The 24,535-nt window shown below is 58.9% G+C and carries 24 protein-coding genes; 15 read left to right on the top strand and 9 right to left on the bottom strand.

What is annotated here, in order from left to right; translation table 11 throughout:
- The first annotated feature begins 32 nt into the window (after nt 1–32).
- From JNM03_RS17205 to JNM03_RS17185, 5 genes are read left to right on the top strand one after another with little or no spacing between them, the layout of a single operon-like run.
- Entirely contained in the window at nt 33–1,340 is a 1,308-nt protein-coding gene (locus JNM03_RS17205; RefSeq protein WP_294038506.1) for an oligosaccharide flippase family protein, read from the top strand.
- Nucleotides 1,341–1,353: 13 nt separating this feature from the next.
- Entirely contained in the window at nt 1,354–3,075 is a 1,722-nt protein-coding gene (locus JNM03_RS17200; RefSeq protein ID WP_294038505.1) for a bifunctional 2-polyprenyl-6-hydroxyphenol methylase/3-demethylubiquinol 3-O-methyltransferase UbiG, read from the top strand.
- Nucleotides 3,072–3,827: a glycosyltransferase gene (locus JNM03_RS17195; RefSeq protein ID WP_294038504.1), complete on the top strand. Its 756-nt coding sequence runs from the start codon at nt 3,072–3,074 to the stop codon at nt 3,825–3,827. The genes JNM03_RS17200 and JNM03_RS17195 overlap by 4 nt, the downstream gene beginning before the upstream one ends.
- A 20-nt stretch (nt 3,828–3,847) precedes the next feature.
- A complete protein-coding gene (locus JNM03_RS17190; protein WP_294038503.1) occupies nt 3,848–5,116 on the top strand; it encodes a hypothetical protein in 1,269 nt (422 codons plus the stop codon).
- A 14-nt stretch (nt 5,117–5,130) separates the two neighbouring features.
- Nucleotides 5,131–5,703: a sugar transferase gene (locus tag JNM03_RS17185; protein ID WP_294038502.1), complete on the top strand. Its 573-nt coding sequence runs from the start codon at nt 5,131–5,133 to the stop codon at nt 5,701–5,703.
- Here JNM03_RS17185 and JNM03_RS17180 read toward each other — a convergent pair.
- Entirely contained in the window at nt 5,700–6,605 is a 906-nt protein-coding gene (locus JNM03_RS17180; protein ID WP_294038501.1) for an NAD(P)-dependent oxidoreductase, read from the bottom strand. The two genes, JNM03_RS17185 and JNM03_RS17180, sit on opposite strands and share 4 nt — an antisense overlap.
- A gap of 56 nt (nt 6,606–6,661) precedes the next feature.
- Between JNM03_RS17180 and JNM03_RS17175 the strand changes: the two genes are divergently transcribed.
- Complete coding sequence (locus JNM03_RS17175; RefSeq protein ID WP_294038499.1) at nt 6,662–7,897, top strand: glycosyltransferase family 4 protein; 1,236 nt, start codon at nt 6,662–6,664, stop codon at nt 7,895–7,897.
- A gap of 33 nt (nt 7,898–7,930) precedes the next feature.
- Here the strand turns inward: JNM03_RS17175 and rfbA are convergent, their stop codons facing one another.
- The 5 genes from rfbA to JNM03_RS17150 all read right to left on the bottom strand — a co-directional run bounded on the left by rfbA (nt 7,931) and on the right by JNM03_RS17150 (nt 11,605).
- Nucleotides 7,931–8,809 (bottom strand): glucose-1-phosphate thymidylyltransferase RfbA, encoded by an 879-nt coding sequence (rfbA, locus tag JNM03_RS17170; RefSeq protein WP_294038498.1) that lies wholly within the window; start codon nt 8,807–8,809, stop codon nt 7,931–7,933.
- Nucleotides 8,810–8,811: 2 nt separating this feature from the next.
- Nucleotides 8,812–9,723, bottom strand: a complete 912-nt coding sequence (gene rfbD / locus JNM03_RS17165; RefSeq protein ID WP_294038496.1) for a dTDP-4-dehydrorhamnose reductase — start codon at nt 9,721–9,723, stop codon at nt 8,812–8,814.
- Nucleotides 9,704–10,777 carry a dTDP-glucose 4,6-dehydratase gene (gene rfbB, locus JNM03_RS17160; RefSeq protein WP_367236014.1) on the bottom strand — a complete coding sequence of 358 codons (1,074 nt, stop codon included), beginning with the start codon at nt 10,775–10,777 and terminating at the stop codon, nt 9,704–9,706. Before rfbB ends, rfbD begins: the two co-directional genes overlap by 20 nt.
- The gene (gene rfbC, locus JNM03_RS17155; RefSeq protein WP_294038495.1) at nt 10,774–11,346 is read right to left on the bottom strand and encodes a dTDP-4-dehydrorhamnose 3,5-epimerase; all 573 of its coding nucleotides are present in this window, start codon (nt 11,344–11,346) and stop codon (nt 10,774–10,776) included. Before rfbC ends, rfbB begins: the two co-directional genes overlap by 4 nt.
- 85 nt (nt 11,347–11,431) lie before the next feature.
- On the bottom strand, nt 11,432–11,605 hold the full coding sequence (locus JNM03_RS17150; RefSeq protein ID WP_294038494.1) for a hypothetical protein: 174 nt from the start codon (nt 11,603–11,605) through the stop codon (nt 11,432–11,434).
- Nucleotides 11,606–11,771: 166 nt separating this feature from the next.
- On the opposite strand from JNM03_RS17150, the gene JNM03_RS17145 reads away from it, so the two are divergent.
- The 7 genes from JNM03_RS17145 (at nt 11,772) to wecB (JNM03_RS17115) (ending at nt 19,827) form a co-directional block, all read left to right on the top strand.
- Entirely contained in the window at nt 11,772–13,886 is a 2,115-nt protein-coding gene (locus JNM03_RS17145) for a polysaccharide biosynthesis tyrosine autokinase (protein ID WP_294038492.1), read from the top strand.
- Between the two features lie 83 nt (nt 13,887–13,969).
- Nucleotides 13,970–15,097 (top strand): N-acetyl sugar amidotransferase, encoded by a 1,128-nt coding sequence (locus JNM03_RS17140; RefSeq protein ID WP_294038489.1) that lies wholly within the window; start codon nt 13,970–13,972, stop codon nt 15,095–15,097.
- Between the two features lie 2 nt (nt 15,098–15,099).
- Entirely contained in the window at nt 15,100–15,714 is a 615-nt protein-coding gene (gene hisH / locus JNM03_RS17135) for an imidazole glycerol phosphate synthase subunit HisH (RefSeq protein WP_294038488.1), read from the top strand.
- A 3-nt stretch (nt 15,715–15,717) separates the two neighbouring features.
- Entirely contained in the window at nt 15,718–16,488 is a 771-nt protein-coding gene (locus JNM03_RS17130) for an AglZ/HisF2 family acetamidino modification protein (RefSeq protein WP_294038486.1), read from the top strand.
- A gap of 16 nt (nt 16,489–16,504) precedes the next feature.
- Entirely contained in the window at nt 16,505–17,542 is a 1,038-nt protein-coding gene (locus JNM03_RS17125) for a polysaccharide biosynthesis protein (protein ID WP_294038484.1), read from the top strand.
- Nucleotides 17,529–18,662: an NAD-dependent epimerase/dehydratase family protein gene (locus JNM03_RS17120; protein WP_294038482.1), complete on the top strand. Its 1,134-nt coding sequence runs from the start codon at nt 17,529–17,531 to the stop codon at nt 18,660–18,662. The genes JNM03_RS17125 and JNM03_RS17120 overlap by 14 nt, the downstream gene beginning before the upstream one ends.
- Before the next feature lie 10 nt (nt 18,663–18,672).
- A complete protein-coding gene (gene wecB / locus JNM03_RS17115; protein ID WP_294038481.1) occupies nt 18,673–19,827 on the top strand; it encodes a non-hydrolyzing UDP-N-acetylglucosamine 2-epimerase in 1,155 nt (384 codons plus the stop codon).
- A gap of 78 nt (nt 19,828–19,905) precedes the next feature.
- Here wecB (JNM03_RS17115) and JNM03_RS17110 read toward each other — a convergent pair whose 3' ends face one another.
- From JNM03_RS17110 to JNM03_RS17100, 3 genes are read right to left on the bottom strand one after another with little or no spacing between them, the layout of a single operon-like run.
- The gene (locus JNM03_RS17110) at nt 19,906–20,676 is read right to left on the bottom strand and encodes a polysaccharide biosynthesis/export family protein (protein ID WP_294038479.1); all 771 of its coding nucleotides are present in this window, start codon (nt 20,674–20,676) and stop codon (nt 19,906–19,908) included.
- Nucleotides 20,677–20,689: 13 nt separating this feature from the next.
- The gene (locus tag JNM03_RS17105) at nt 20,690–22,168 is read right to left on the bottom strand and encodes an O-antigen ligase (protein ID WP_294038477.1); all 1,479 of its coding nucleotides are present in this window, start codon (nt 22,166–22,168) and stop codon (nt 20,690–20,692) included.
- A gap of 31 nt (nt 22,169–22,199) precedes the next feature.
- Nucleotides 22,200–22,970 (bottom strand): metallophosphoesterase family protein, encoded by a 771-nt coding sequence (locus JNM03_RS17100; protein WP_294038476.1) that lies wholly within the window; start codon nt 22,968–22,970, stop codon nt 22,200–22,202.
- A 226-nt stretch (nt 22,971–23,196) separates the two neighbouring features.
- Between JNM03_RS17100 and wecB (JNM03_RS17095) the strand changes: the two genes are divergently transcribed.
- Nucleotides 23,197–24,312 (top strand): non-hydrolyzing UDP-N-acetylglucosamine 2-epimerase, encoded by a 1,116-nt coding sequence (wecB, locus tag JNM03_RS17095; protein ID WP_294038475.1) that lies wholly within the window; start codon nt 23,197–23,199, stop codon nt 24,310–24,312.
- On the top strand, nt 24,302–24,535 hold a 234-nt coding region (locus tag JNM03_RS17090), incomplete at its 3' end, for a 3-hydroxyacyl-CoA dehydrogenase NAD-binding domain-containing protein (RefSeq protein ID WP_294038473.1). The genes wecB (JNM03_RS17095) and JNM03_RS17090, both read left to right, overlap by 11 nt.

Below are 24,535 nucleotides of genomic sequence, written 5' to 3'. Positions count from 1 at the left end.
CTTGTCCGGTTCTCCCGCTCCGATTTGACGCGATGACGGATTCATCGGCTCTGCGCGCACGTCACCTGGGCTTCAGCCTTGCCAGCCTCGGCGCGCCCGCGGTGGGCGCGTTTTTATCGTTGCCAACGCTTCTGGAACGGCTTTCACCCGAAGCGTTCGGCTTGCTCACCATGTATTGGGTCATCATCGGCTACGCGAGTCTGGTGGAGCTCGGCATGGGCAAAGCGGTCGCGAAGCGGCTTGCTGAACTTGACGAAACAAGCGCGATCACCTCCCGGTCTGTTATCGGAACCGCAATCTGGTCTGCCACAGTGATCGGAATCGTGACCGCGCTTTTATGCATTCCCCTGCTCCGCATCGTTTTCGGAACCTGGATCGAAATCCCGCAACAGCTTCATGCGCTAAACCGGGATTCGATTGTCTGGATCTCGGCAACGGTCCCCATTCTCGTCCTCGCATCGGTACTTTCGGGGGTGCTCGAAGCGCGCCGTGATTTCGGCTGGCTGGCACTCATCCGCGTGCCGACGGGCCTCGCCCTGTTCGTCATTCCCGCAATGCTCGCCCATCAGGGTTTCGCTCTGCCCCAACTCGTGGCGGGAATTATGGTCGTGCGTCTTTTGCTTCTGTTGCTGCTCGCGGCTCGGGCCGAACATGTGCTCCCGCGGGCGGTTTTCAGGCCGAAATACGACCCCGCGCAACTCAAAAGCCTGCTCAGCTTCGGCGGCTGGCTGACAATAAGCGCCATAATAGGACCATTGCTCGTATATCTCGATCGCTTTATTCTGGCCTCGACGCACGGGCTGGCGACGTCGGCGCTCTATTCGACGGCATTTGAGGCGGTCATCAGGTTTCTCGTGATTGCCTCCGCTGTCGTTGCCGTGATGTTCCCCCGCTTTTCCAATCTGAAGGCCGGAGACAAGACTTCGGCGCAGCGGCTCTATCTCGAAGGCAACCTGTACGTCCTTGGCGCCATCGTGCCCGTCGCACTGGTGTTTATCCTCGGCGGCCATTTTCTTTTTTCGAATTGGCTGGGTCGGGCCGACCTGGATTCCCGATCGCTCGTGACCATCACGCAGGCGGCCGCTATCCTCAGCTTGGGGCTCGTCCTCAATGCGTGCGCGCATATCCCGCAGGCCTTTATTCAGGCCCGAGGCTATCCCCACTGGACCGCGGGACTCCATGTGATGGAACTTGGAGCATTTCTACTCTATGCGCCGCCTATCGTGAAGCATTACGGCGTCGAAGGCGCCGCGTGCACCTGGCTGATCCGATCGTCGATCAGCGCCATATTGTTATACATGATGGCCGCCCGCATACGGCGGGATCAAAATTTTTCTTAAGGATATTGATCGAATGCAAGCGGTGCTGGATCGGAATTTTGTTCAAGATGAGATTGGCCTTTGGGTTCCCGCAGAAGGAAAAGGCGCCTTCGGCTATTCGGACGGAGCTTGGGTCGAACGCTATCTGGAAAAAGCGTTTCGCGAGGCAGATGATCTAGGCTCCGAATCCGAGGAACTCGAAACCTATATCAAGGACTGGAACACGGAGTATCATCTGTCGCGCAAGCGAAAGGATATTCTGTCGGGGCTCCAGCATGACCGTTCGGCAAAAGTCCTTGAAATCGGTTCTGGTTGCGGCGCGATCACTCGCTTCCTCGGCGAAAATTATGACTCCGTCATTGCCGTCGAAGGCAGTTACAATCGGGCTCGTCTCGCGCGGTTGCGCACCCGCGATCTCGACAGCGTCGAAGTCTTCGCATCGCGCTATCAGGACATCGGCCTCGAAGGCGAATTCGATATCGTCTTCTGTATCGGTGTGCTCGAATATGCACCGACCTATGTCGACGGCGACAATCCGTTTCACGACGCTCTGACCAGCATGCGCCGGATGCTGCGGCCCGGCGGGACGCTGGTCCTGGCCATCGAGAATAAATTCGGCCTGAAATATTTTTCGAACAGCACCGAGGATCATTCGGGGACGTTCTTCGAGGGCATCGAAGGCTATCCACGAATGAACCGATACTTTGAAACATTCGGGAAAGTCGAGCTTCAGCGCCTGTTGTCTAGCTATTGGAAGGACGTCCGCTTCTTTTTCCCGTTCCCGGACTACAAGATGCCTTCGCTGCTGCTGTCAGAGGAAGGCGCTTCGGCGCTGGACGTCGGTGAGATGATCGCGGGACTGGAAGAGCGCGATTATGCCCGGACCAATGTGCCGCTTTTTGACAATCGGCTGGCATGGCGCGAGGTCGCTCGCAACGGCTTGGTATCGCATCTGTCCAACTCGTTTCTCGTCGTCGCCGGCGACGCCATCGCAGCGCCGCTGGTGCCGACGATGGGGGACCGGTTGGCAACGCTTTTCAATCGCGAACGGCGCGCCTGCTTTACGACGCGCACCGACATCGAAAGCAGCGATGGCAGCGTGATTGCCCGCAAGACGGCTGCAAATCCCGAACTCCCGGCCGCAGCCGGCTCCTTCTCCTTCCTGCCCAGGGAGTCGAAGTGGATCGGTACCGAAACAATTGCCTATTGCCTCTTCCGTCTGGCGCACGATCCCAAGGTCGACGGCGCGATGCTGATCGCCGGGGTCAGGTCATGGTGGTCGTTTGTGCTTGCGGCCAACGCCGGCGGACGGGTTTCGGGCGATCTGCTCGATGCCGTCTGGCACAACTGCGGGCTTCTTGCCGATGGCAGTATCGCCCGGTTCGACCATGAACTCAGTTGGGCAGCCGACATCGAGCCTGAGGTATTGTTGATCCGGTCGGCCTTTCAATGGCATGTACGCTACAGTTCTGCGAAGCTTCCGCATCTGATGGCAAGCCGCGGCATCGGGACGATCCGGGCGATCGCACGCCGAATCGGCGTCGACATCACCCAAAGCCATATTCGCCAGTTCATCGAGATCGAGACTTTGCTTCAATCGGGTATTGGGTACAGTTCGCCGGAGCGCGTGCGAAGTGCCGTTCGTGCCGCTCTCTACGTACCTCACCTGCCCGCGTTGAAACGGCTTGGCGATTCACTGCGGACCAATTTCGGGCGCGCCAGCCGCCTGATGCGTCGGCTGGCTGGGAAATCATGACGGCGATCAGCGTATGCCTGGCAACCTATAACGGAGCCGCTTTTGTCGCAGAGCAGTTACGGTCGATACTCGACCAATTGACGTCCGACGATGAAATCATCATCGTCGATGATGGCTCAAGCGACGATACGCTGGATGTCGTTAATGGCTTCGAAGACGCCCGAATCCGCGTCTATCCGAACGAAAAGAACGTCGGTGTGAATGAGACGTTCGCTCGCGCGGTCGCGCTTGCGACCAAGCCCATTATCTTCTTGAGCGATCAGGACGACGTCTGGACGCCGGGTCGCAAAGCGATAATGCTCAAGGCGTTTTCTGACCCTCGCGTCCTGGTCGTGGCTGGGAACTACCAGTTGATCGACCGCGATGGCGGTATGCTGAATAGGAGTCTGGCGCCAGACCTCAAAGCCGATGAAAGTCGATCACGCCTGCTCAATCTGTTCCGGATCTTCCAAGGATCGCAAAACTATTACGGATGTGCGATGGCTTTCCGGACCTCGCTGCGGGCCGCAATCTTTCCCTATCCTCCGAAGATGGAATGTCACGACATCTGGATAGGGATGATCGGCGTCACGAGCGACGCCATGTCGCACATCGAGGCGCCGGTGCTGCTTCATCGCGTCCATGGGCGCAATGCCAGCATCATCCGGCGCCCGATCCTGAAAAAACTCGCGTCGCGCGTTTTTCTTTCCTACCAGCTTGCGGTCGCGGTGGTGAGAGGCTCAAACCTGCGCCGCCGACTCCTTGTTCCTTAAAGCTTGTCTGATCAAACCGCATGACCACCGTCGTCTCTCTCCCGGCAAGCGAACAGAAAAAAGAGAACCCGCTTACGTTCGCAAGCTCGGTTGCGTTAGCGCTGTCCTTTGTTCTCATTGCGGCCGGGATCACGAAGAACGACGTCTCGTACGTTTTCCTCGCACCCATTTTCCTGATGATGTTTCCGCTATCGAAGGCGAAATATTCCAACCCCAGGAAGGCGATGATCATGCTGGTCTTGGCGCTCGTCTTTTTCGGGACCGTGAAGGGGTTTTTCATCGGTCACAATATCGGATATATTCTGCGCTTCACGGCGCCGCTCATGACCTTTTTGCTGGCCTGCCTTTTTCCAGGCATCGGACGGGCTCTGTACGAGCGGAGGGATCTGATTCTTCTAGCCGCGTTCGCGCATACATTAGCCGTCTTCTACGTCGTGAAGACAGGCGACTTCCTTTTCGCCGAACGGTTTATTCCCGGTTGGACGCTGACCTTTTCGAGCTTCGCGGCGGTCAGCGTATGGCACTATTTCGCGCTTCCGTTCGCGTTCCTGGCGCTGGGAAAAGTTGCCAACAGGGATCTGGGTGTGAGCAATCTGTTCTATTTCGGATTAGGGGCATTGACGATTCTCGGCCTGTATCTGCTGACCGACACCTCTTCCTACGTCCTCGCGGTTCTGGTCCTCGCGCTTCTCGTCATCCTGCCAATGACGATCCTCAAATGGGCGCGCGTGATAAGCTTTGTGGTTCTGCCGGTGCTGATCCTCGACTTTTTCACGAGCAAGATCATATCGAACATCATCGTCGAATTTATGTATCGATTGGGCATCGACGACTTGGGCGACATTCTCCGGCTCATCCAGCTCGATTACTTTGTCAAATATTCCGAATTTTTTGGAAGTGGCTTCGGTGCGGAACATGCGTTCCCGCTGGAATTGCAAGCCGACCGCCAAGTGTCGCAGATCGTCTATCCCTACGCATCTGAACTGCCGATCATCAACATCATCTACAACGGCGGAATATTGGCCGGGGTCTGGTTTTTCTGGTTGTCGATCATGGTCATCGATCTCGCGCGTTTTCGGAAAGTTCGCGCGGGCGTGCCTACATTGGGGCTCGCATGCAGCGCTGTCCTCTTCGGCTCGATTTCCAATCCCTATCTCTTCGCGCCGGCCAGCATGCTGCTCCTGGCAATTATGTTCGACGTGTGGGACGAATCGCGCGGGAGCATGAAACCTCAACGAGCGCCTCGTGTATCGCTGCACCGGCAGCCGCCACCCCGCCATTTTCGCTAAGCGGATCAAGCTCGATGTACATCCGTTATGGGAAGCGTCTTTTCGACATCTCGCTTTCGATCATCGCTGCGCTTCCTGCCCTGTTTCTATGCCTGGCTTGTGCCCTGGCGATTCGTGCTGAAGGCGGCGGTGCGGCGATTTTCAAGCAGGTCAGGGTCGGTCGTAGCCGGAGGCCCTTCACTCTCTATAAGCTGCGCACGATGTCGATCGATACAGGCGACCGAGCCAGCCACGAGGTGTCAAAGGCCCAGATAACCCGCGTCGGCCGGTTCCTACGCAAGACAAAGCTCGACGAACTCCCTCAACTGCTCAACGTCCTACGCGGCGACATGAGCTTTGTTGGGCCACGCCCCTGCCTGCCAAGCCAGGACGTTCTGGTTGCGGAACGGTTTTGCCGGGGCGTTTACTCGGTTCGCCCGGGGATCACGGGGCCGGCCCAGCTCGCGGGGATTGACATGTCGACTCCGGTCGCACTGGCCGAGGCAGACGCCCGCTATGTCGATCACATAGGCTTGCTCTTCGATTTGAATATGATTGTCAAAACAAGCCTTGGCCGCGGCAGCGGCGATGCCGTCAAGCAGAGCTAGCGATCCTTCAGGAACGACAGACTTTGCGGCATCTGTTCCTCCGGAAGCCAGCCGAAGAATCCGACCATCTCGTCCGCGCCCGCGACTTCGAGCGCCTCGGTCGCTCCCGCAATCATTTCGGAGCGACCCACGACCACGCCTATCGCTCGCAGCAGGACAAGCGGGACGGGTAGCAGACGCGGTTGCCGCCCGAGCTGGGCAGCCATCATCCCGATGAGATCGCGTGTAGCAACGGCCTGGCCGTCCGAAGGTTCGAAGATTCGTCCCGCCGCGGCATTCCAGTGCGCCTCGTCGGCGTTTACCAGGGCAAGGACCAACGACGCAAAATTACGCCGCGAAAGATAGGCACGCGGCGCGCGCGCGGCGCCAAGTGGCAAAGGAAAGCCGCGCGCGACGAGGCTCGATAACGTGGCAAGGCCTCCTTTGCCGCCGGGTCCATATACCGGAGGCAGGCGGAGGACGATCGCACGGAGATCGCTCGCACCTAGAAATCGGCCCTCAACGGTCCGCTTGACCGCGGCATAGGACCCCTCGCCCGCGTCGCTATTGCGAGCATAGACGCTGCTCGCAATCGCGATGCGTTCAATCCTGTTTCTGCGCATGGCGTGAATGAGAGCATCGGCGTTACGAAGCGCTTCTGCTCCACTCCGCAAATCGGTTCGCTCGGGACTGTCGGCCAGGTGAAGAACGTGGCTTGCCCCTTTCAGCCCGTCGGCCAAGTCGTCCGGATCGCTGTAGGACGTGACCGTGCGCCATTTGACCCGGGGGGGTGCCCACTCGGGTCGGTCACCGCGTGACAGCGCCCTCACCATCAGGTTGCTCGTCGCCATCAGGTCGTACACGCCGCGCGCGATGAACCCCGTACCGCCGGTAACGGCGAGCGTAATTGTCTGGTTATCCACTGCGGAGTTCGTCATTAGAGATGTCCGAATCATCAAATAAACTGTGTCGTATCCACATGCGCATCGCTCTCATATCGCAGTATTTTTTTCCTGAACAGTTTTCGAATAACGCGATCGCGCGGGAAATGCTTCGCCGCGGTCATGAAGTCCACGCGATTTCATGCGTGCCGAACTATCCGGCCGGACAATTTTTCCCGGGATATTCCAACACTGAGCAGCGTGAACAAAATTGGGAAGGGGTTCAGATCAGTCGAGCCTTCACTGTCGCCAGGGGCAAGACAGCTTTTTCGTTGATCGCCAACTATCTCACTTATCCTGTCGCTGCCAGCTGGACGATGTTCCGGAGGCTCCGTCACGGCGCGGACGTGTCGTTCGTCTCTATGCCCTCGCCATTGTTTCAAGCGTTGGCGGGAATCGCGCTGCGCTGGCGGACAGGAACGCCGTGCGTCTATTGGGTTCAGGACATCTGGCCCGAAAGCGCGACCTATACGCTGGGATTGCGGAACCGCTTCATTGTGGGGATGCTAAACCGTCTCTGCGGCTGGATCTATCGCCGTGCCGATATCATCATGATCCAAAGCGCCGCCTTCCATGACATGATTGCGCGCTTTGGTGTCTCGTCAGACCGCATCCGTATCCTGCCGAACACCGCCCCCGAAACCTATCGCCCGCTCACACCGGCACAGGCCCCCGAATTCTCGTCGAAAATTCCGCAGGACGGCTTCCGTATCATGTTCGCCGGCAATATCGGGGAAAGTCAGGACTTCGACACCATCATAGCGGCAGCCGCATTGCTGCGTGAGCGCGACGATCTCCACTGGATCATCGTGGGCAGCGGGCGTGACGAAGAACGCGCCAAGCGCCTTGCGTTGGAAAATGGTCTGGCAGATCGCTTCCACTTCCTCGGACGCTTTCCAGAAGAGACGATGCCGTCCTTCTTCGCGCATGCGGACGCGATGCTCGTGAGTCTTAAATCAATCCCGATCTTTGCGCTTACGGTGCCCTACAAGATCCAATGTTACATGGCGTGCGGTAAGCCAATTATCGCGTCGCTCGATGGGGAGGGGGGGCGCATCGTGAACGAGTCGGGGTCAGGCTTCGCGGTTCCGGCGACGCAGCCACAGGCTCTGGCAACTGCGATCGTCGACATGATCGATGCGGGTCCGGCTGCGCGGTCGGCCTACGCGGCCAATGCAAGGCGGTATTTCGACGACCACTATACCGCGGAAAAAATCTATGGCGATCTCGAGCGCGCTCTCGCTGATGCAGCGCGAGGTCGGACGCACGGCTGAAGGCTTGCCCTGATCTTCCGCGCTGCTCCGGTTTTAATCCGCGCCGGGCTTCTTCGCGAGTTGGAACAGCGCCTGGCCATATGCTGTCTTCTCGAACAGCCTCGCCCGCGCAAGCAATTGCTCGCGATCGATGAACCCCCGTTCAAAAGCGACTTCCTCAAGGCAGGCGATCAGGTTTCCGGTACGTTTCTGGATGACGCGGACAAATTCGCTTGCTTCGACCAAGCTGTCGTGCGTCCCCGTGTCGAGCCATGCATAGCCGCGCCCCATGCGCTCGACGAAAAGCTCGCCGCGCTCCATGTAAACGCGGTTCAGATCGGTGATCTCCAGTTCGCCGCGCGCTGAGGGCCGGAGTGTTCGCGCAAATTCGACGACACGACTGTCATAGAAATAGAGGCCGGTGACCGCCATGTCCGACTTGGGCTCGGCAGGCTTTTCCTCAAGATCGGTCGCCCGCCCGTCGGCATCGAGCGCGACCACGCCATAGGCTCGCGGATCGTCGACCTGATATGCAAAAACCGTTGCGCCGATGGCTCTCCCGCGCGCACGATCGAGCAGGTCGACCAGGCCGGCGCCATGAAAGATATTGTCCCCGAGAACAAGCGCCACCGGCTGATCGCCCACGAAATCCGCGCCGATAAGAAATGCTTGCGCCAACCCCTCGGGCCGAGGCTGGACGGCATAGCTGATTTCGAGGCCGAACTCGCTACCGTCGCCGAACAAACGCTCGTAATTGCCAAGATATTCTGGCGACGAAATGATCAAAATCTCGCGAATGCCTGCGAGCATGAGCACCGACAACGGATAATAGATCATCGGCTTGTCGTAGATCGGCAGGAGTTGCTTGTTGATCGCGAGAGTGGCGGGATGGAGCCGGGTTCCACTTCCGCCGGCAAGGATGATACCACGCATTACTATTGCTCGCTTTCCACAGAGGCCGGGAATTTCTCGGCCATGATCGATCGCACAGCCTCGCGCCAGTCCCGAGGTTCCAAACCGAAATCGCGCGCGATCAGATCAGTTGAAAGGCGCGAATTGGCTGGACGACGGGCCTTAGTGGGATAGGCGGCAGTAGAAATGGCGTGCAATCGCGGCGTCTTTTGCCCGGCCTGGTTTGCCAGTGAAAAAATATGCTCGGCGAGTGCGAACCAGGTTGCGGACCCCGAGTTGACGAAATGCCAAGTGCCGCCGCGATCGCCGAGCGCCGAAAGGACGGCGAAGAGTGCGTGGGCGATGTCTGTAGCGGAGGTGGGGCAACCGCACTGATCGTCGACGACCGAAATATCGTCACGGTCCGCACCCAGCCGCAACATGGTGTTCAGGAAATTGGAACCCCAGGCGCTCAGAACCCATGCAGTACGTATGATGGCATGATTGGGGTTGGCTGCCCTCACCGCCGTTTCGCCCGCTAGTTTCGTCCGTCCGTAAACCCCCAGCGGATTGGTCTCGTCGTCTTCCTTGTAGAGTCCGGGCTTGGTGCCGCCGAACACATAGTCCGTGGAAAGATGGATGATCGGCAGACCGAGCCGCGCCGTTTCCGCGGCGAGAACAGCAGGTGCGCGCGCGTTGATCGCATCCGCCAGATCGGCTTCATCTTCGGCGCGATCAACTGCCGTAAAGGCGGCGCAGTGGATGACGGCCCGGCAACGGTTGCGCGCCAAAAAGGCCTTGATGCTTGCCTCGTCCAGCAAGTCGAGGTCGGCACGGCTCGGCGCGCACGCCGCGACGCCCGCTTCGCGAAGCACGCGGAGCGTTGCCGAACCGACTTGCCCCGTTCCGCCGGTGACCAGAACCGGGTCCAATGTTTCAGCCGACTTGGAGGCCAAGGCGCGATCCGTCGAACGTGTCGCTCAACAGGGGTTCCCACCACGCGCGATTGTCGAGATACCATTGTACGGTTTTACGCATCCCGCTTTCAAAGCTTTCCTGCGGCCGCCAGTTCAGTTCCCGCCCGATTTTCCCACAGTCGACGGCGTAGCGGAAATCATGTCCCGGTCGATCGGTCACGAAGTCGATCTGGCTCGTGTAGCTGCCCCCGTCGGACCTTGGCACCAGATCATCCAGGATTTCGCAGATGACTTCCACGACACGCAAATTGGTGCGCTCCGACTGGCCGCCAACCATGTAGCTTTCGCCCGGCTTACCTCGTTCGAAAACAGCCCGGAGCGCGGTGACGTGGTCATCGACATACAGCCAGTCCCGGACATTCTCACCTTTTCCGTAAACGGGCAGCGGCTCGCCTGCGAGGCATTTGATAACCATCAAAGGAATCAATTTCTCGGGAAATTGCCGCGGCCCGTAGTTGTTGGAACAGTTGGTGACGAGAATCGGCAGGCCGTAGGTGTGATGCCAGGCGCGTACGAGATGGTCCGATCCGGCCTTCGACGCGGAATAGGGCGAGCGCGGGTCGTACCGCGTCGTTTCCGTGAAATAGCCTTCGCTTTCCAAGGAGCCGAACACCTCGTCAGTCGAAATATGGTGAAAACGGAAATCATCCTTCCGCTCGCCTTCCAGCGATTGCCAATAGGCCAGCGACGCCTGCAACAGCGAGGAAGTACCGACCAGGTTGGTCTGCACAAATGCGGCGGGCCCGTCGATCGAGCGGTCGACATGCGTTTCGGCAGCAAGGTGAGTCACGAGGTCCGGCTGGAACTCTTCGAATATCTCGGCCATCTTCGCGGTGTCGCAGATATTCTCCTGGCGCAACCGATAGCGATTGCTGCGCTCGATATCGGTCAGCGACGCGAGATTGCCCGCATAGGTCAGGCTGTCGATATTGAGGATGTCATAGCCGCCGTCGGCCGCAAGATTGCGCACCAGCGCCGAACCGATGAAGCCGGCTCCGCCCGTTACGATAACCTTCCTGATTGTCTTTGTCATTTTTCATCCTGGCCCAGCGGGAGAAGCGGGCGACCGTCATATGGAAACTCGAAACCGGCATCGGCCAGCATGGGAAGCTGGAGATCCTTGGCCGAAAGAATGGGCGACAGACCTGCGAGGGGCCATTCGATGCCGATCAAAGGATCGTCCCAGCGAACCCCTCCGTCGGACGCGGGGTCGTAGAAGGCATCAACCTTGTACGCGACCTCGGTATGGGGTTCCAACGTTAGAAACGCATGGGCGAACCCTTGCGGAACGAAAAGCTGGTCACCGCTTTCCGCGCTCAGTTCGGCCCCTACCCATTGCGCGAAGGTAGGAGAGTCGCGCCGAATATCGACCGCGACGTCAAAAATCCGACCCTTCAGGCAACGAACCAGCTTTGCCTGCGCGAAGGGAGCAGATTGAAAATGCAGACCGCGAAGCGTCCCGGCGTGTTGCGAATAGGAGTGATTGTCCTGAACGAATCCGGCTTCGATCCCGAGCGAATGAAACTGCCGCTGGCTCCATGTCTCGGCGAACCACCCGCGCTCATCCTGAAAACGCTTCGTTGCAATCAGTCTTACCGACATTCGAAAAGCTCGCCCATTATTCCAAGCCATCGGAGAAAAACGCGCAACCGCTGGGCCAGAGCAAGGTGTACCGCGAGCCCCCCCCCTAGTTGAAAAAATTGGCTTTTGCAAACGTGCCCGCCAGACCGTTCGCGGTGCGATCGGTTCGTCTTGCGGAGCTGGCAGCCATGAAAATAGGGATGGAACTGGCACGGTCTTTAGGGTAGCTGCCGCCCATCTGCGAGTAATGATCGAACCGAACGAATTCGGTCCGGGTCATCGCACTTTATTTCAACGGTTGCGGCGATCGCCCTTCCTCTGCCGGGATTAAACGCACAGGCATGTCTCAGAATTCTTCGGTTTCGTCCAACGGGATGATATCTTCCGGACTGTCGGTCGCAAATAACGAAGGCGCCGAGCCGACCGGCCTCGCGCCACCGATTCTGTTGCAGTATTGGCAGGTCGTCATTCGCTGGAAATGGGTGATCGCGGCGATCATACTCTCGACGCTCGCACTTGGGTTGGTGGTTACCCTGCTTTCGACCCCGAAATACACGGCCACTTCGCGCATCGAAATCAGTCGTGAGCTGAAGAAGGTCACGAATGTCGAAAGCCTGGAATCGGCGGATACCGGTCGCGATCTCGAATTCTACAACACGCAGTACGCGCTCCTGTCAGCGCGCTCGCTGGCCGAGCGCGTTGCTCGCAAATTGCGTCTGGCCAACAATGATGCGTTTTTCGAAGCCCATGGTGTCGATCCCAACGAGGGCAGCACGAGAGATTCGAAGGCGACGGGACCCCTTGCCACCCGTGACAGGCAGCGCCGCGAGAATCTCGCGATCAAGCTGTTGTTGAAGAACGCCACGATTTCGCCGCTTCGCGGGTCGGCGTTGATCGACATCAGCTACACGAGCGCCTCGCCTGCTCTTTCCAGTCAGATTGCCAATACGTGGACGGAGCAGTTCATCGTTCAAAGCATGGACAGGAGGTTCGCTTCCACCGCTGACGCGCGCAAGTTCCTCGAGGGCCGCCTTGAGGAGTATCGGACGCGCCTCGAAACCGCCGAGCGCGAGTTGGTGGGCTATGCCGCCAACAAGGATATCGTTGCACTAGGCAATACGAAGACCCCCGACGGTCGTACCGAAGTCGATCGTACGTTGGTTTCGAGCGACCTTGAGGCCCTCAACACGGCGCTCGCTTCGGCGACCGCGGAAAGGATTGCGGCGGAAAGCCGCGCGCGCGTCGGCCAATCCGGCAACAATGCCGAGACCTTGAACAATCTGGGCATCGGTCAGATGCGGCAGCGGCGCACCGAACTCGCGGCGGAATACGCGAAACTCATGGTGCAGTTCGAGCCGAGCTATCCGACCGCGAAAGCTGTTGCAGAACAGCTGCGCGTGCTCGATGCGAGCATCTCTCGCGAAGAATCTCGCGTGCTCCGGAGCCGGTCGGCTGAATATGCCGAGGCGTCGCGACGCGAAACCGAACTCAAGAGCAAAGTGGAGTCGCTCAAGGGCCGGATGACCCAGCAGCAGCGTGACCGAATCCAGTATAACATCTATCAGCGCGAAGCGGACACCACCCGTGAACTGTATGACGGCCTGTTGCAGCGCTACAAGGAAATCGGTGTTGCGGGCGTAGGCGCGAACAACATCGCGATTGTCGATGTCGCGAAACTGCCGGACAAGCCGACATCTCCCAATCTGCCGTTGAACCTCGCGCTCGCTCTCCTGGCGGGGTTGGCGATCGCCGCGCTGACGACGCTCGGCCTCGATCAGATCGACGAAGGGCTGCGCGATCCTGGCCAGGTCAACCGACTGCTTCATATGCCATTGTTGGGTAGCGTTCCCGACGTCGAAGATAACGAAGCGCTGGATCTTCTGCGCGACGCAAAATCGCCTCTGTCCGAAGCCTATCTAAGCATAAGGTCGAACCTGGCCTTCTCGACCGATCACGGAATGCCGCGCGCACTGATGGTCACCAGCACGCGCCCGGCGGAAGGCAAGAGCACGACAAGCTTGGCGCTGGCGACGGTCCTGGGACGCACCGGAAGAAACGTCCTGCTGCTCGATGCCGATATGCGTTCGCCGTCGATGCATCAATTCACCGGGCTCACCAACCGGGAAGGGCTCAGCAACTTCCTCGCTGGCAATGACGAATGGAAGCGTCTGATTCAGCAAACCTCGATCAAGGGGATGAGTCTGCTCCCCGCGGGACCGACGCCGCCCAGTGCAGCGGAATTGCTAAGCAGCGATCGGATGCAGAACCTCGTGCGTCAGCTTCTCGAGCATTTCGATCATATCATCATCGATTCACCACCCATCCTTGGCCTGGCGGATGCACCATTGCTGTCGCGTGCGGTTGAAGGCTGCGTATTCGTGGCGGAATCGGAAGGCGTCGCGGTGCGCGGCATTCGAGCATCCTTGGGACGCCTGCATGCCGTTCACGCCCATGTCTTCGGCGTGGTTCTCACCAAGTTGAAGCAGCGCCAAGCGGGCTACGGCTACGGCTATGGCTACGGTTACGGATATGGCGACGAAGAGCCGAAGGCCGTCGCCTGACACATCATCTCCGGTGTAACCTCCTCGCCGCCCTGCTTTCCGGGGCCGGCGGGACAAGTCCGGTAAGAGTTGAGTTGAGATAAATGTATCAGATTTGTTCCCGATTGGTGGTGGACACCAGTGATCCGACCATCCGGTTCGATGCCGACGGTGTATCCAATCACTATCACGAATTTTTTGCCAACACGCTTCCGCAATGGAAGACCGGTCCGGAAGGCACGGCTATCCTCGAAGCAAAGGTCGAAGAAATCCGGAACGCCGGCAGGGGCAAGGAATTCGACTGCATCATCGGGCTTTCGGGCGGCGCCGACAGTTCATACATGCTGCACAAAATGGTCACCGAGCATGGTCTGCGCCCGTTGGTGTTTCATGTCGATGCGGGCTGGAACAGCGAGATCGCCGTCCATAACATCGACTGCATGATCGAAAAGCTTGGCCTTGATCTGTATACCGAGGTCATCAACTGGGATGAGGTACGCGATTTCCAGCTCGCGATGTTCAAAAGCGGGATTCCGTGCATCGACACGCCGCAGGACATCGCATTCATCGGCGTGCTCTTCCAGTTTGCGAGCAAGCATGGCATCAAATATATTTTGAATGGCGGCAATGTTTCGACCGAGTGCGTGAGCTATCCTCAGCAATACTTCTATTTCGCTGATCTTGCGATGATCCGCGACATTCTGTCGCGCTTTGGCTCGGTCAAGATGAAGAGCTACCCCTTCACATCGGTCTTCTACAGAAAATTCTACATGCCGTTTGTACGCGGCGTAAAAATGTTCAAGCCATTGAATTTCATGCCTTACCTCAAAACCGAAGCCATGAGCGAGCTTGAGGAAATATATGGCTGGAAGCCATATACCCAAAAGCATTTCGAATCCCGCTTCACGCGGTTCTACGAAGGCTATTGGCTGCCGACCCGTTTCGGGTACGACGTTCGCAGGGTTCAGTTCTCCAGCCTCATTCTCACCGGTCAAATGACACGTGAAGAAGCGTTGGCGAAACTGGAAGAGCCTCCCTACGATCCCGACCTTATCAACCAGGACTTCGACTACATCGCGGCGAAGCTGCGGATTTCAGCCGAAGAATTGCGCGGCTACCACGAAATGCCGCTCAAAAATTATTGGGACTACCAGAATCGCGCCCGTTGGTACGAGATGGGCGAACGCCTTTCGGCGACGCTCCTCAAAACGAAGCGCGGCGGCGCATATTGACCATGGCTACTGTCACGATCGTCAACTACGGCCTTGGCAATGTCCATGCATTTGCAAATATATACCACCGCCTGAACATCGATGTTGCGATAATCGACGACGCAGCAGGGCTCGCTGCAGCTGAACGTCTTATTTTGCCTGGTGTCGGCGCGTTCGACTGGGCGATGACGCGACTGAACGTCTCGGGACTCCGCGATGCACTGGATCACGCCGTTGTGGAAAAAGGCGTCCCGGTGCTGGGTGTGTGCGTCGGCATGCAGATGATGGCGCTAAGCAGCGACGAGGGGACTGAGGCCGGACTTGGCTGGATCGATGCCAGAGTTGCGCGCCTCGAAGCGCCCGATGCGCATCGCTATCCGCTGCCGCATATGGGCTGGAACGATGTCCGGCCGCGTTCATCCGACAGTCTGTTCACTGGCATCGAGGCCCCCCGCTATTACTTCCTCCACTCCTATTATTTCGTTCCCGAGCGCGAAGAGGATGTACTGGCGACTGCCAGTTATGGCGGAGACTTCACCGCGGCGATCCGCAAGGGCAACATCATCGGGACGCAGTTCCATCCTGAAAAAAGCCATCAGTGGGGCATCGACCTGCTGCGCAATTTCGCAAAGATCTGAACAATGCTGCGTCCCCGTATCATTCCCTGTTTGCTGATTCACAACGGCGGCTTGGTAAAGACAGTCAAGTTTGGCGATCCCAAATATGTCGGCGATCCTCTGAACGCGGTCAGGATCTTTAATGAAAAGGAAGTCGACGAGTTGATGGTCGTCGATATCGATGCGAGCCGGAACGGGGTCGCTCCGGACGAAAAACTCATCGCGCAAATGGCTGCGGAATGCCGGATGCCGCTCTGTTACGGCGGCGGCGTGAAGTCGGCGGATGTGGTTGAGCGGCTCGTCGCGCTGGGAGTCGAGAAGGTCGCCTTGAGCTCGGCAGCCGTTGAACAGCCATCGTTGATATCCGAAGCCGCCGAGCGCGTCGGCCGTCAAAGCGTTGTCGTCGTGATGGATGTCAAGGCGACCGGCCTACTGCGTTCGCGTGAAGTCGTGACCTATAATGCTACCCGCCGTACCGGCTACGCTCCGGTCGATTTCGCCCTTAAGATGCAAGAGATGGGAGCCGGGGAGATCGTGCTCAATTCCGTCGACCGCGATGGCGTTATGCAGGGCTATGACCTCGCGCTGGTTGACCAGCTCAAGGCCGCAATCGACGTGCCGTTGACCGTGATCGGAGGCGCGGGCAAGCTCGATGATATCCGGGAATTGGTCGAACGCCATCCGGTTATCGGTGCAGCTGCGGGAAGCCTGTTCGTGTTCAAGGGCAAGTTTCGCGCGGTGTTGATCAATTACCCGGACCGCGCCCAACGCGATCTGTTGGCGCGGGAACTTTAAGGACGGCAGAGCGACGATGTTTGATCATAAAACCCTATTGATCACTGGCGGGACCGGTTCATTCGGCAACGCCGTGCTGGACCGATTTCTTCACTCCGAGCTGAAAGAAATCCGTATTTTCAGCCGCGACGAGAAGAAACAGGACGATATGCGAAAGCGCTACAACAGCGCGAAACTTACCTTCCATATCGGCGACGTCCGCGACATGCGAAGTGTCGAAGCTGCGATGCAGGGCGTTGATTATGTCTTTCATGCTGCGGCGCTGAAGCAGGTGCCGTCGTGCGAGTTTCATCCGATGCAAGCGGTGCAGACGAATGTCATCGGCACCGAGAATATCCTGACCGCCGCTGTTGCCGCGCGCGTCGCGCGGGTCATTTGTCTCAGCACCGACAAGGCGGTGTACCCGATCAACGCCATGGGTATCAGCAAGGCGATGATGGAAAAGGTCATGGTCGCATCGAGCCGGAACGCGGGCCAGACGGTGATCTGCGGCACGCGTTACGGCAATGTCATGGCGTCGCGCGGCTCGGTCATTCCTCTGTTCGTCGAACAAATGCAGCGCGGCCACCCGATCACGATCACCGATCCGGCAATGACGCGGTTCATGATGACCCTCGAAGATGCGGTCGATCTGGTCCTCTATGCCTTTGAGCACGGCCAGAATGGCGACATCTTCGTGCAGAAGGCTCCTGCCGCAACCGTCGATACTCTGGCGAAGGCGCTTCTGCAGCTTACCGGGGAGGTCGATCACCCTGTCGATGTGATCGGAACGCGACATGGCGAGAAGCTGTTCGAATCGCTTCTCGGCCGCGAGGAGCGCGCCCGCGCGGAGGATCTGGGGGCATATTATCGCGTTCCGCCCGATGGCCGCGACCTGAACTACGCAAAGTTCGTGGAACAAGGCGAGGAACGCATTACGCTCGCGCTGCACGGCGACGAATATAATTCGCACAATACCGAACAACTCGATGTCGGGGGAATGGCCAAGCTGCTGTTGAAGCTGGATTTCATCAACAAGCTAGTCGCGGGCCAGACCGTGGATGCGGTCGGCTGACGTGGCCAAGATATTGATCACCGGCGCCGACGGCTTTCTCGGCCGAAACCTGCGACTGCTGCTCGCTGAACGCGCCGACGTCGAGGTTGCCACATTTACGCGGGCCGATTCCCCAGGCGCCCTGGCGGACCTGCTGGCCGACGTCGGCTTCATATTTCATCTGGCTGGTGTCAATCGCCCTGAAAATGAAGCCGAGTTCGCCCAAGGGAACATTGCCCTCACCGAGGCGCTTTGCGCGGCCGTCCGCGCAAGCGGGAGAGCAATTCCGGTAATCTACACATCCTCGATCCAGGCAATGCGCGACAATTCCTATGGCGAGAGCAAGCGGGGAGCCGAAGAAGCGCTGGCACGGCTTCAGGCAGAGACAGGAAACCCAGTCTTCACCTTCCGGCTGCCGAATGTCTTCGGAAAATGGGCTCGCCCGAACTACAACTCGGCCGTTGCCACCTTCTGTCACAATATCGCTCGCGGTCTGCCGATCCATATCAACGATCCAGCCAGCGAGATCTCGCTGGCTTACGTCGATGACGTACTTTCAGAGTTCGTGGCCGTGATGGACGGTGCTACGCTTCGCCTTTCAGCCGACGGATTTGCCGCTGTCCATCCCGTTTACCAGATCACCGTGGGCGAGTTGGCCGACACCGTGCGTGCATTTGCCGAGGGCAAGAACAGCCTGTTGATTGATCGCGTCGGCACGGGCCTGACCCGAGCACTATATGCGACTTATGTCAGCTATCTGCCCACCGATGCGTTCAGCTACACCCTTCCGATGCACGGAGACGCTCGCGGGGTTTTTGTGGAAATGCTCAAGACGATAGATAGCGGCCAGTTTTCTTATTTCACCGCGCATCCGGGTGTGACGCGGGGCGGCCATTATCATCACACGAAGACCGAGAAGTTCCTCGTGATCAAGGGCAGGGCCCGGTTCAAGTTTCGCCATATGGACAGCGGCGAAATCCATAGCCTCGACACCGACGGATCCGTCGCCGAGATTGTCGAGACCGTTCCCGGCTGGACGCACGACATCACCAACATCGGTGAAGATGAAATGGTTGTCATGATCTGGGCCAACGAAATCTTCGACCGCATGCGGCCCGACACCTTTGCCTGCCCCCTTTGAGAGACTGGTTATGCAAAAGCTGAAAGTCATGACGATCCTCGGTACGCGGCCCGAGATCATCCGGTTATCCCGCGTCATGGCGGCTCTTGATCGGCACAGTGATCATGTGATCGTCCATACGGGTCAAAACTACGACTATAGCCTCAACGAGGTGTTCTTCGAGGATTTGGGCGTCCGCGCTCCTGACCACTTTCTCGGTACCGGAGGGGGCTCGCTGGGCGAGACCCTCGGCAAGATCCTGATCGAAAGTGAGCGCGTCTTGCGCCAGGAAAAACCCGATGCCGTGCTTGTACTCGGCGACACCAATTCTGCGATTTCGGCGATCATGGCGCGCCGCATGAAGATTCCGGTCTACCATATGGAAGCCGGCAACCGATCGTTCGACCGCAATGTGCCCGAAGAGACGAACCGCAAGCTTGTCGACCATATTGCCGACTTCAACCTGGTTTATACCGAGCACGCGCGGCGGCATCTTCTGTCCGAAGGGCTGCAGCACCGCCGCATCTATTTGACCGGGTCACCGATGCGCGAAGTGCTCGACCACTATCGCTCCCGGATCGACACGTCGGATGTTTTGGATCGCCTGTCGCTCGAACGCCGCGGATATTTTGTCGTCTCGCTGCACCGCGAGGAGAATGTCGACAACAGCACGCGCCTGTCGGAGTTGCTCGAAACCCTCAACATGCTCGCCGAAACGCATGACATGCCGGTGATCGTGTCGACCCACCCGCGTACGCGCAAGCGCCTCGAAGCGTTGAAGGACGTGCCGCTGGACCCTCGCGTCCGCTATATGGAGCCATTCGGCTTCCATGACTATAACCACCTGCAGCTGCATGCATATTGCGTGATATCCGATAGCGGTACAATTGCCGAAGAGGCCTCCATTCTCGGCTTTCCCGCGGTCACCCCTCGCGACGCGATCGAGCGTCCCGAAGGCCTCGACGTTGGTTGCCTTGTCCTGGCTGGGCTCGACCGGGCAGCCATAGGTGCTGCGGTCCTTACAGCGACGACGATGTTCGACGACCGGGCAGGGAACGGCCGACCGCAGCCTATCCCGTCCGACTATTGCATCGCGAACACGTCAGACCGCGTCGTCAGCCTGATTGTGGGTACGGCCAAGCTCAGCAATGGCTGGGATGGGATTCGCGCGAACGACCTGACCTAGACGACGCCTGTGCAGCAAAGGGTGACCAGCGCCGCCGACTTCGCGACTGGCCAGCAGATGCTGGCCAGTCCGACGACCTCAGTTGTTGTTCTGCAGCGCGACCACGAGCGGCGTCGTAATCAGCGGCACCACTTGCAAGATATCGCGGAAGAGGCGGCGCTGAGGACTGTCGCCGATGACGACACGATCATTGGCATAAATTTGCGGGTCGTCATAAGCGCCGCGACGGATCGCCGCGAGGCTGTACAGCGCGGCATATTTCTGCTGCCCGACTGTACGGAATACGATGACGTCCTTGGTATTGGTGAATTCGGTCGTGCCTTCGGCACGGGCAACCGCGCTGAGCAGCGTCATATTACCCAATGCCGGATATAGTCCGGGCTTCTTGACCTCGCCTTCCACGGTAATGACCTGGCTGACGGTCTCGGTCAAATTCACCGACACTTGCGGATCGCGCACATGCTGATTGCGCAAGCGGTCCCGGATGACGACGGCTACCTCTGCCGGAGTCAGGCCCGCCGCCTCGATGCTTCCGGCAAGCGGCAGCGAGAAATGGCCGCCGGCGTCCGTCTGAATTTCTTCAAGCGAGAACTCGGGCATTCCCAGGACATCGATACGCAGCTTGTCGAAAGGCCCGATAGCATAGGCGCGACCGGGCAAGCGATAATCATCGCCGCTCGGCTCTGGCAGAACGGACGATTCTACCACGCGAACGTTGGCCGCGCCTCCAACCGGCTTTACCGAACCTGCGCATCCCGCGACAAGCAACGGAAATGCAAGCAGCAGCAAATGTTTAGAGCCAATCATATGTTTCCTTACAACGCAACGTCCAAATGCGCGCTCCGCCACCGAAGGCGGATAGTCAGTCGGTCGTGGCCACGCCAGCGGAATTTCGCCGCGATGGCAAACCCGAATACATCAGGCAGCAAACGATCACGAAGAAGCAGGCGAACGATGGCGTGCGAAGAGGGTAATCGACGAAGCTGGCGAGTCCCGCGGTCAATACGATCACTGCGCCGCTGCGTGCCAATCGGTTGCCTTTTTGCTCGGAGGGCTTGCGGCGAAAAATGATCCATGCACCGCGCGCGAAGCCGGCGACTGCCACCACTAGCAACAGCATTCCAGGCAGGCCGAAGGTCAAGGCAACTTCCAGAAAATCGTTATGCGCGTGGTTGAAATAATTTGGCCGGAGCTCGCTGAGCGGTTCAGCGACCTGATAAGCCTCTACGAAGCTGCCGGATCCCGAGCCCAAAGGAAAATATTCGCCAATCAGCTTTGCGACGATCCGCCATGCCGTAGCGCGCCCCTCTTCGTTCAGGTCAGTCGCAATCAATCTGTTGAGTGCTTCGGCTCTTGATGCGACGGCCGTGACCACGGCAAGCAGCAGCGCCGCGAAGATCGCAACGAACATCATACCGAAACTCTTTTGCTCCCCCCGTCGGCGCGCCAAGCTGGCCTGAGGCCGCTCGAAGATCAAAAAAGACAAGGCGATTGCAAGCAGGCCAAGCAGAAGACCCTGACGCGAGCCCGTGACAAGCACAAGCGGCACCAGGATTGCAGCGGCAGCCGTGCAAATGACCAGGCGCGTTTTGATCTGGTCGTCGGTCCGCAACGCTTGCGAGGCGAAATAGGCGAGCAACGGGAACATCGCTACAAGGAAAACTGCTTGGTGATTCCGGTTGGAGAACAGGCCGACGGCCTGGCCATTGTTGGTAATCCGATACAGATAAAGCGAACCTTTGGGGTCTCCGACGATCTGGAAAATGCCCAAGAGGCCGCTAAGCCCGCCAATAATAATCAGAGGAACGACCAACCGCCTACGGTCGTCCAGGTCGAGCTGCACGGCAAGCAAAAAGGCACCGAGAGGAACGAAGACGGAAAAGAAGGCATTTTCGGCCGCTTGCGGAGTAAGCGTCAGCGGGCGCCAAAGATTGTACAGTCCCGCGGCGCGATCGATATCCACGACCAGATCGCGTCCCGGAAGCGCTTGCCACATCGATGGCGGCAAAGGAATCATATGTGCCAAAAGCAGCAGAATGACCAGGGCCGCCATAATGCTCATGAACCGGTATCGCCGTAGATCGTCGAACCGCAGGGTCAGGAGCGCGAAACCGCATACGAGTACGGCAAGCGGCCGGACGAGGATCAGCGATTGGATGTCCGATCTTGCACCGCCACCGCACAAGAAAATGACCGATACATAGGCGACAAGCACATAGAAAACATGCTTGCGCGCTCCGATGGACCAGGCAAGCAAGTCTCTGAGCGCCCCGCGTTGTGACGCGAAATCGCGACGAGGAGATGTGGCAATCGAACGAGACATGGGATCCTTGAAGTCCATTTCGGTCGGCGAGTAGCATTGTCCAAATGGGCTAGCAATAGGATTGGAGGATCATCCTGCGGTCACTTTCGAGGCAGATCGCCGTCAGCGTGTCGTAACAATAGGCTCCGGTATCGATTCCTATACGATTGTCTTTAATTTCAACAGCTTTGCTAATACTGTGACCATGGACCACGATCGCACCGAAGTCATCATCGCTTGCGAGAAACTCCTCGCGGATCCAGCGCAGATCCTTTTTTCGCTGATCGTCGAGCGAGATGCCGGGGCGCACGCCGGCGTGGACAAACACATAGCCGCCCAACCGGATCATGTCCTCACCCGACCGCAAGAAATCGGTGTGCGACTGGGGCACGATTTGCGGCAACTTCTCGGCAACGTCCTCGTAGCTCGCCTCGTTATAGCTGTCTTCATCGCGCCAATAGCTTCGGATGGTGGCATCGCCTCCGATCCGACTGAAATAGCGAACGCGCTGAACGTCGCCCGTCAACGCCTCTAAAAAGCACTCCTCGTGATTTCCGATCAGGCAGCGGACCTCATCAAAACGATCGCGGCTGGCCATGGCGCGTTCGACCACCTCGCGCGAATTCGGCCCGCGATCGACAAGGTCGCCGAGCAGGATCAGGACGGATTTCGCTGGACTACGCGAGGCGTGGTCGGCTTCAATCTTGTCGAGCAAGTCTGCAAACAGATCGTCACGCCCATGAATATCGCCTATGGCGTACACACGAATTCCGGGGGGGATCAGGGCAGTGCGCGCGACCCGCTCCGCAACAGGGCGTCGGAATCGCGAAAACAGGGACATTGATCATTCTTCCTGGCTCCGCGCTTGATTGCGCGGCGTGTCCGGAGCTTGGCACGGGACAATGCGCGGTGCATGGCGGCAAGTCGTCGGTCAAGCCCAAAGCGGCCGCGCCGCCCGATCAACCGGGTTAAGCGATCCGCAACGGCTTATCTGTATCGGCTAGTCTCGTACCTGCTAGCAGTTATCTTCGAACAAGCCATTAAACCAATTAAGCGATCCAGTCGATATGCGCGTTCTTTCAGTCTTCGGCACCCGTCCAGAAGCGATCAAGATGTTTCCCGTCGTCCACGCGCTGCATCGCCAGCCGGGCGTCGAAACGCGCGTGTGCGTCACCGCGCAGCATCGCGAGATGCTCGACCAAGTGCTCGATATCGCGCGCATCGTTCCCGACATCGATCTCGACGTCATGACGCCGAACCAGTCGCTCGATGCACTGCTCGCGCGGCTTGTTGTCGGGCTGGGCGAGACGTTCGACGCCGAAAAGCCCGACCGCATCCTCGTACATGGCGATACGCTCACCACGATGGCCGCGACGCTCGCCGCCTATTTCCGCAAGATCCCGGTCGGCCATGTCGAGGCCGGGCTGCGCAGCGGCGACATCTACCATCCTTGGCCTGAAGAGGTGAACCGCAAGGTCACCGGTGCGGTCGCCGACCTGCACTTCGCGCCCACCGAAACCGCCGCTGCGGCGCTCCGCGCCGAAAATGTGTCCGCGAATCAGATCCATATCACCGGCAATACGGTGATCGACGCGCTGCTCGCGACCTCTGCACGGATCGACGAAGAGCCGTCGCTCGCTGCCGGGCTCGACCCCCTGCTGGGCCGTTTCGCGGGCAAGCGGATCATCGCGGTTACCTCGCACCGGCGCGAGAATTTCGGCGACGGCATGAAGGCGATCGCCGATGCCATCGCCGGGATCGCCGCGCGGCCCGACGCTGCGGTGATCTTTCCCGTCCATCCGAACCCCCATGTGCGCAGCGCGATGGAACCGATCCTCGGCAACCTCGCCAATGTCGCGCTGATCGATCCGCTCGACTATCCCCACTTCGTTCGCCTGCTCGGCGCCTCGACCCTCGTCCTCACTGACAGCGGCGGGGTGCAGGAGGAAGCGCCCTCGCTCGGCAAGCCTGTGCTCGTCATGCGCGAGACGACCGAGCGCCCCGAGGGCATCGAGGCCGGCACCGCGCGGCTTGTCGGAACCGACAAAAATCGCATCGTTTCTGAAATTTTCAGCCTTTTGGACGATAGCGAGGCCTATTCGGCCATGGCGCGCGCGCATAATCCTTTTGGCGACGGCATGGCAGCGAAGCGAATAGCGGAGATTGTCGCGCGTGCCCATTGATAGCGATCAGCAAGTCACCGTCCTCGGCCTCGGCTATATCGGCCTGCCGACCGCCGCGCTGATCGCGCGCTCGGGCAGCAAGGTGACCGGCGTCGACGTCAGCCAGCACGTCGTCGATACCGTCAACAACGGCAAGGTGCATATCGAGGAAGTCGACCTCGATGGCTTGGTCCAGGGCGTCGTCACGCGCGGCGCGCTCGTCGCGTCGATCGAAGTCGTGCCG

Source organism: Sphingopyxis sp. (assembly GCF_016793825.1).
Lineage (GTDB): Bacteria > Pseudomonadota > Alphaproteobacteria > Sphingomonadales > Sphingomonadaceae > Sphingopyxis.
Note: the sequence above shows the minus strand (reverse complement) of the source record. Positions and strands in the feature narration are given on the sequence as shown.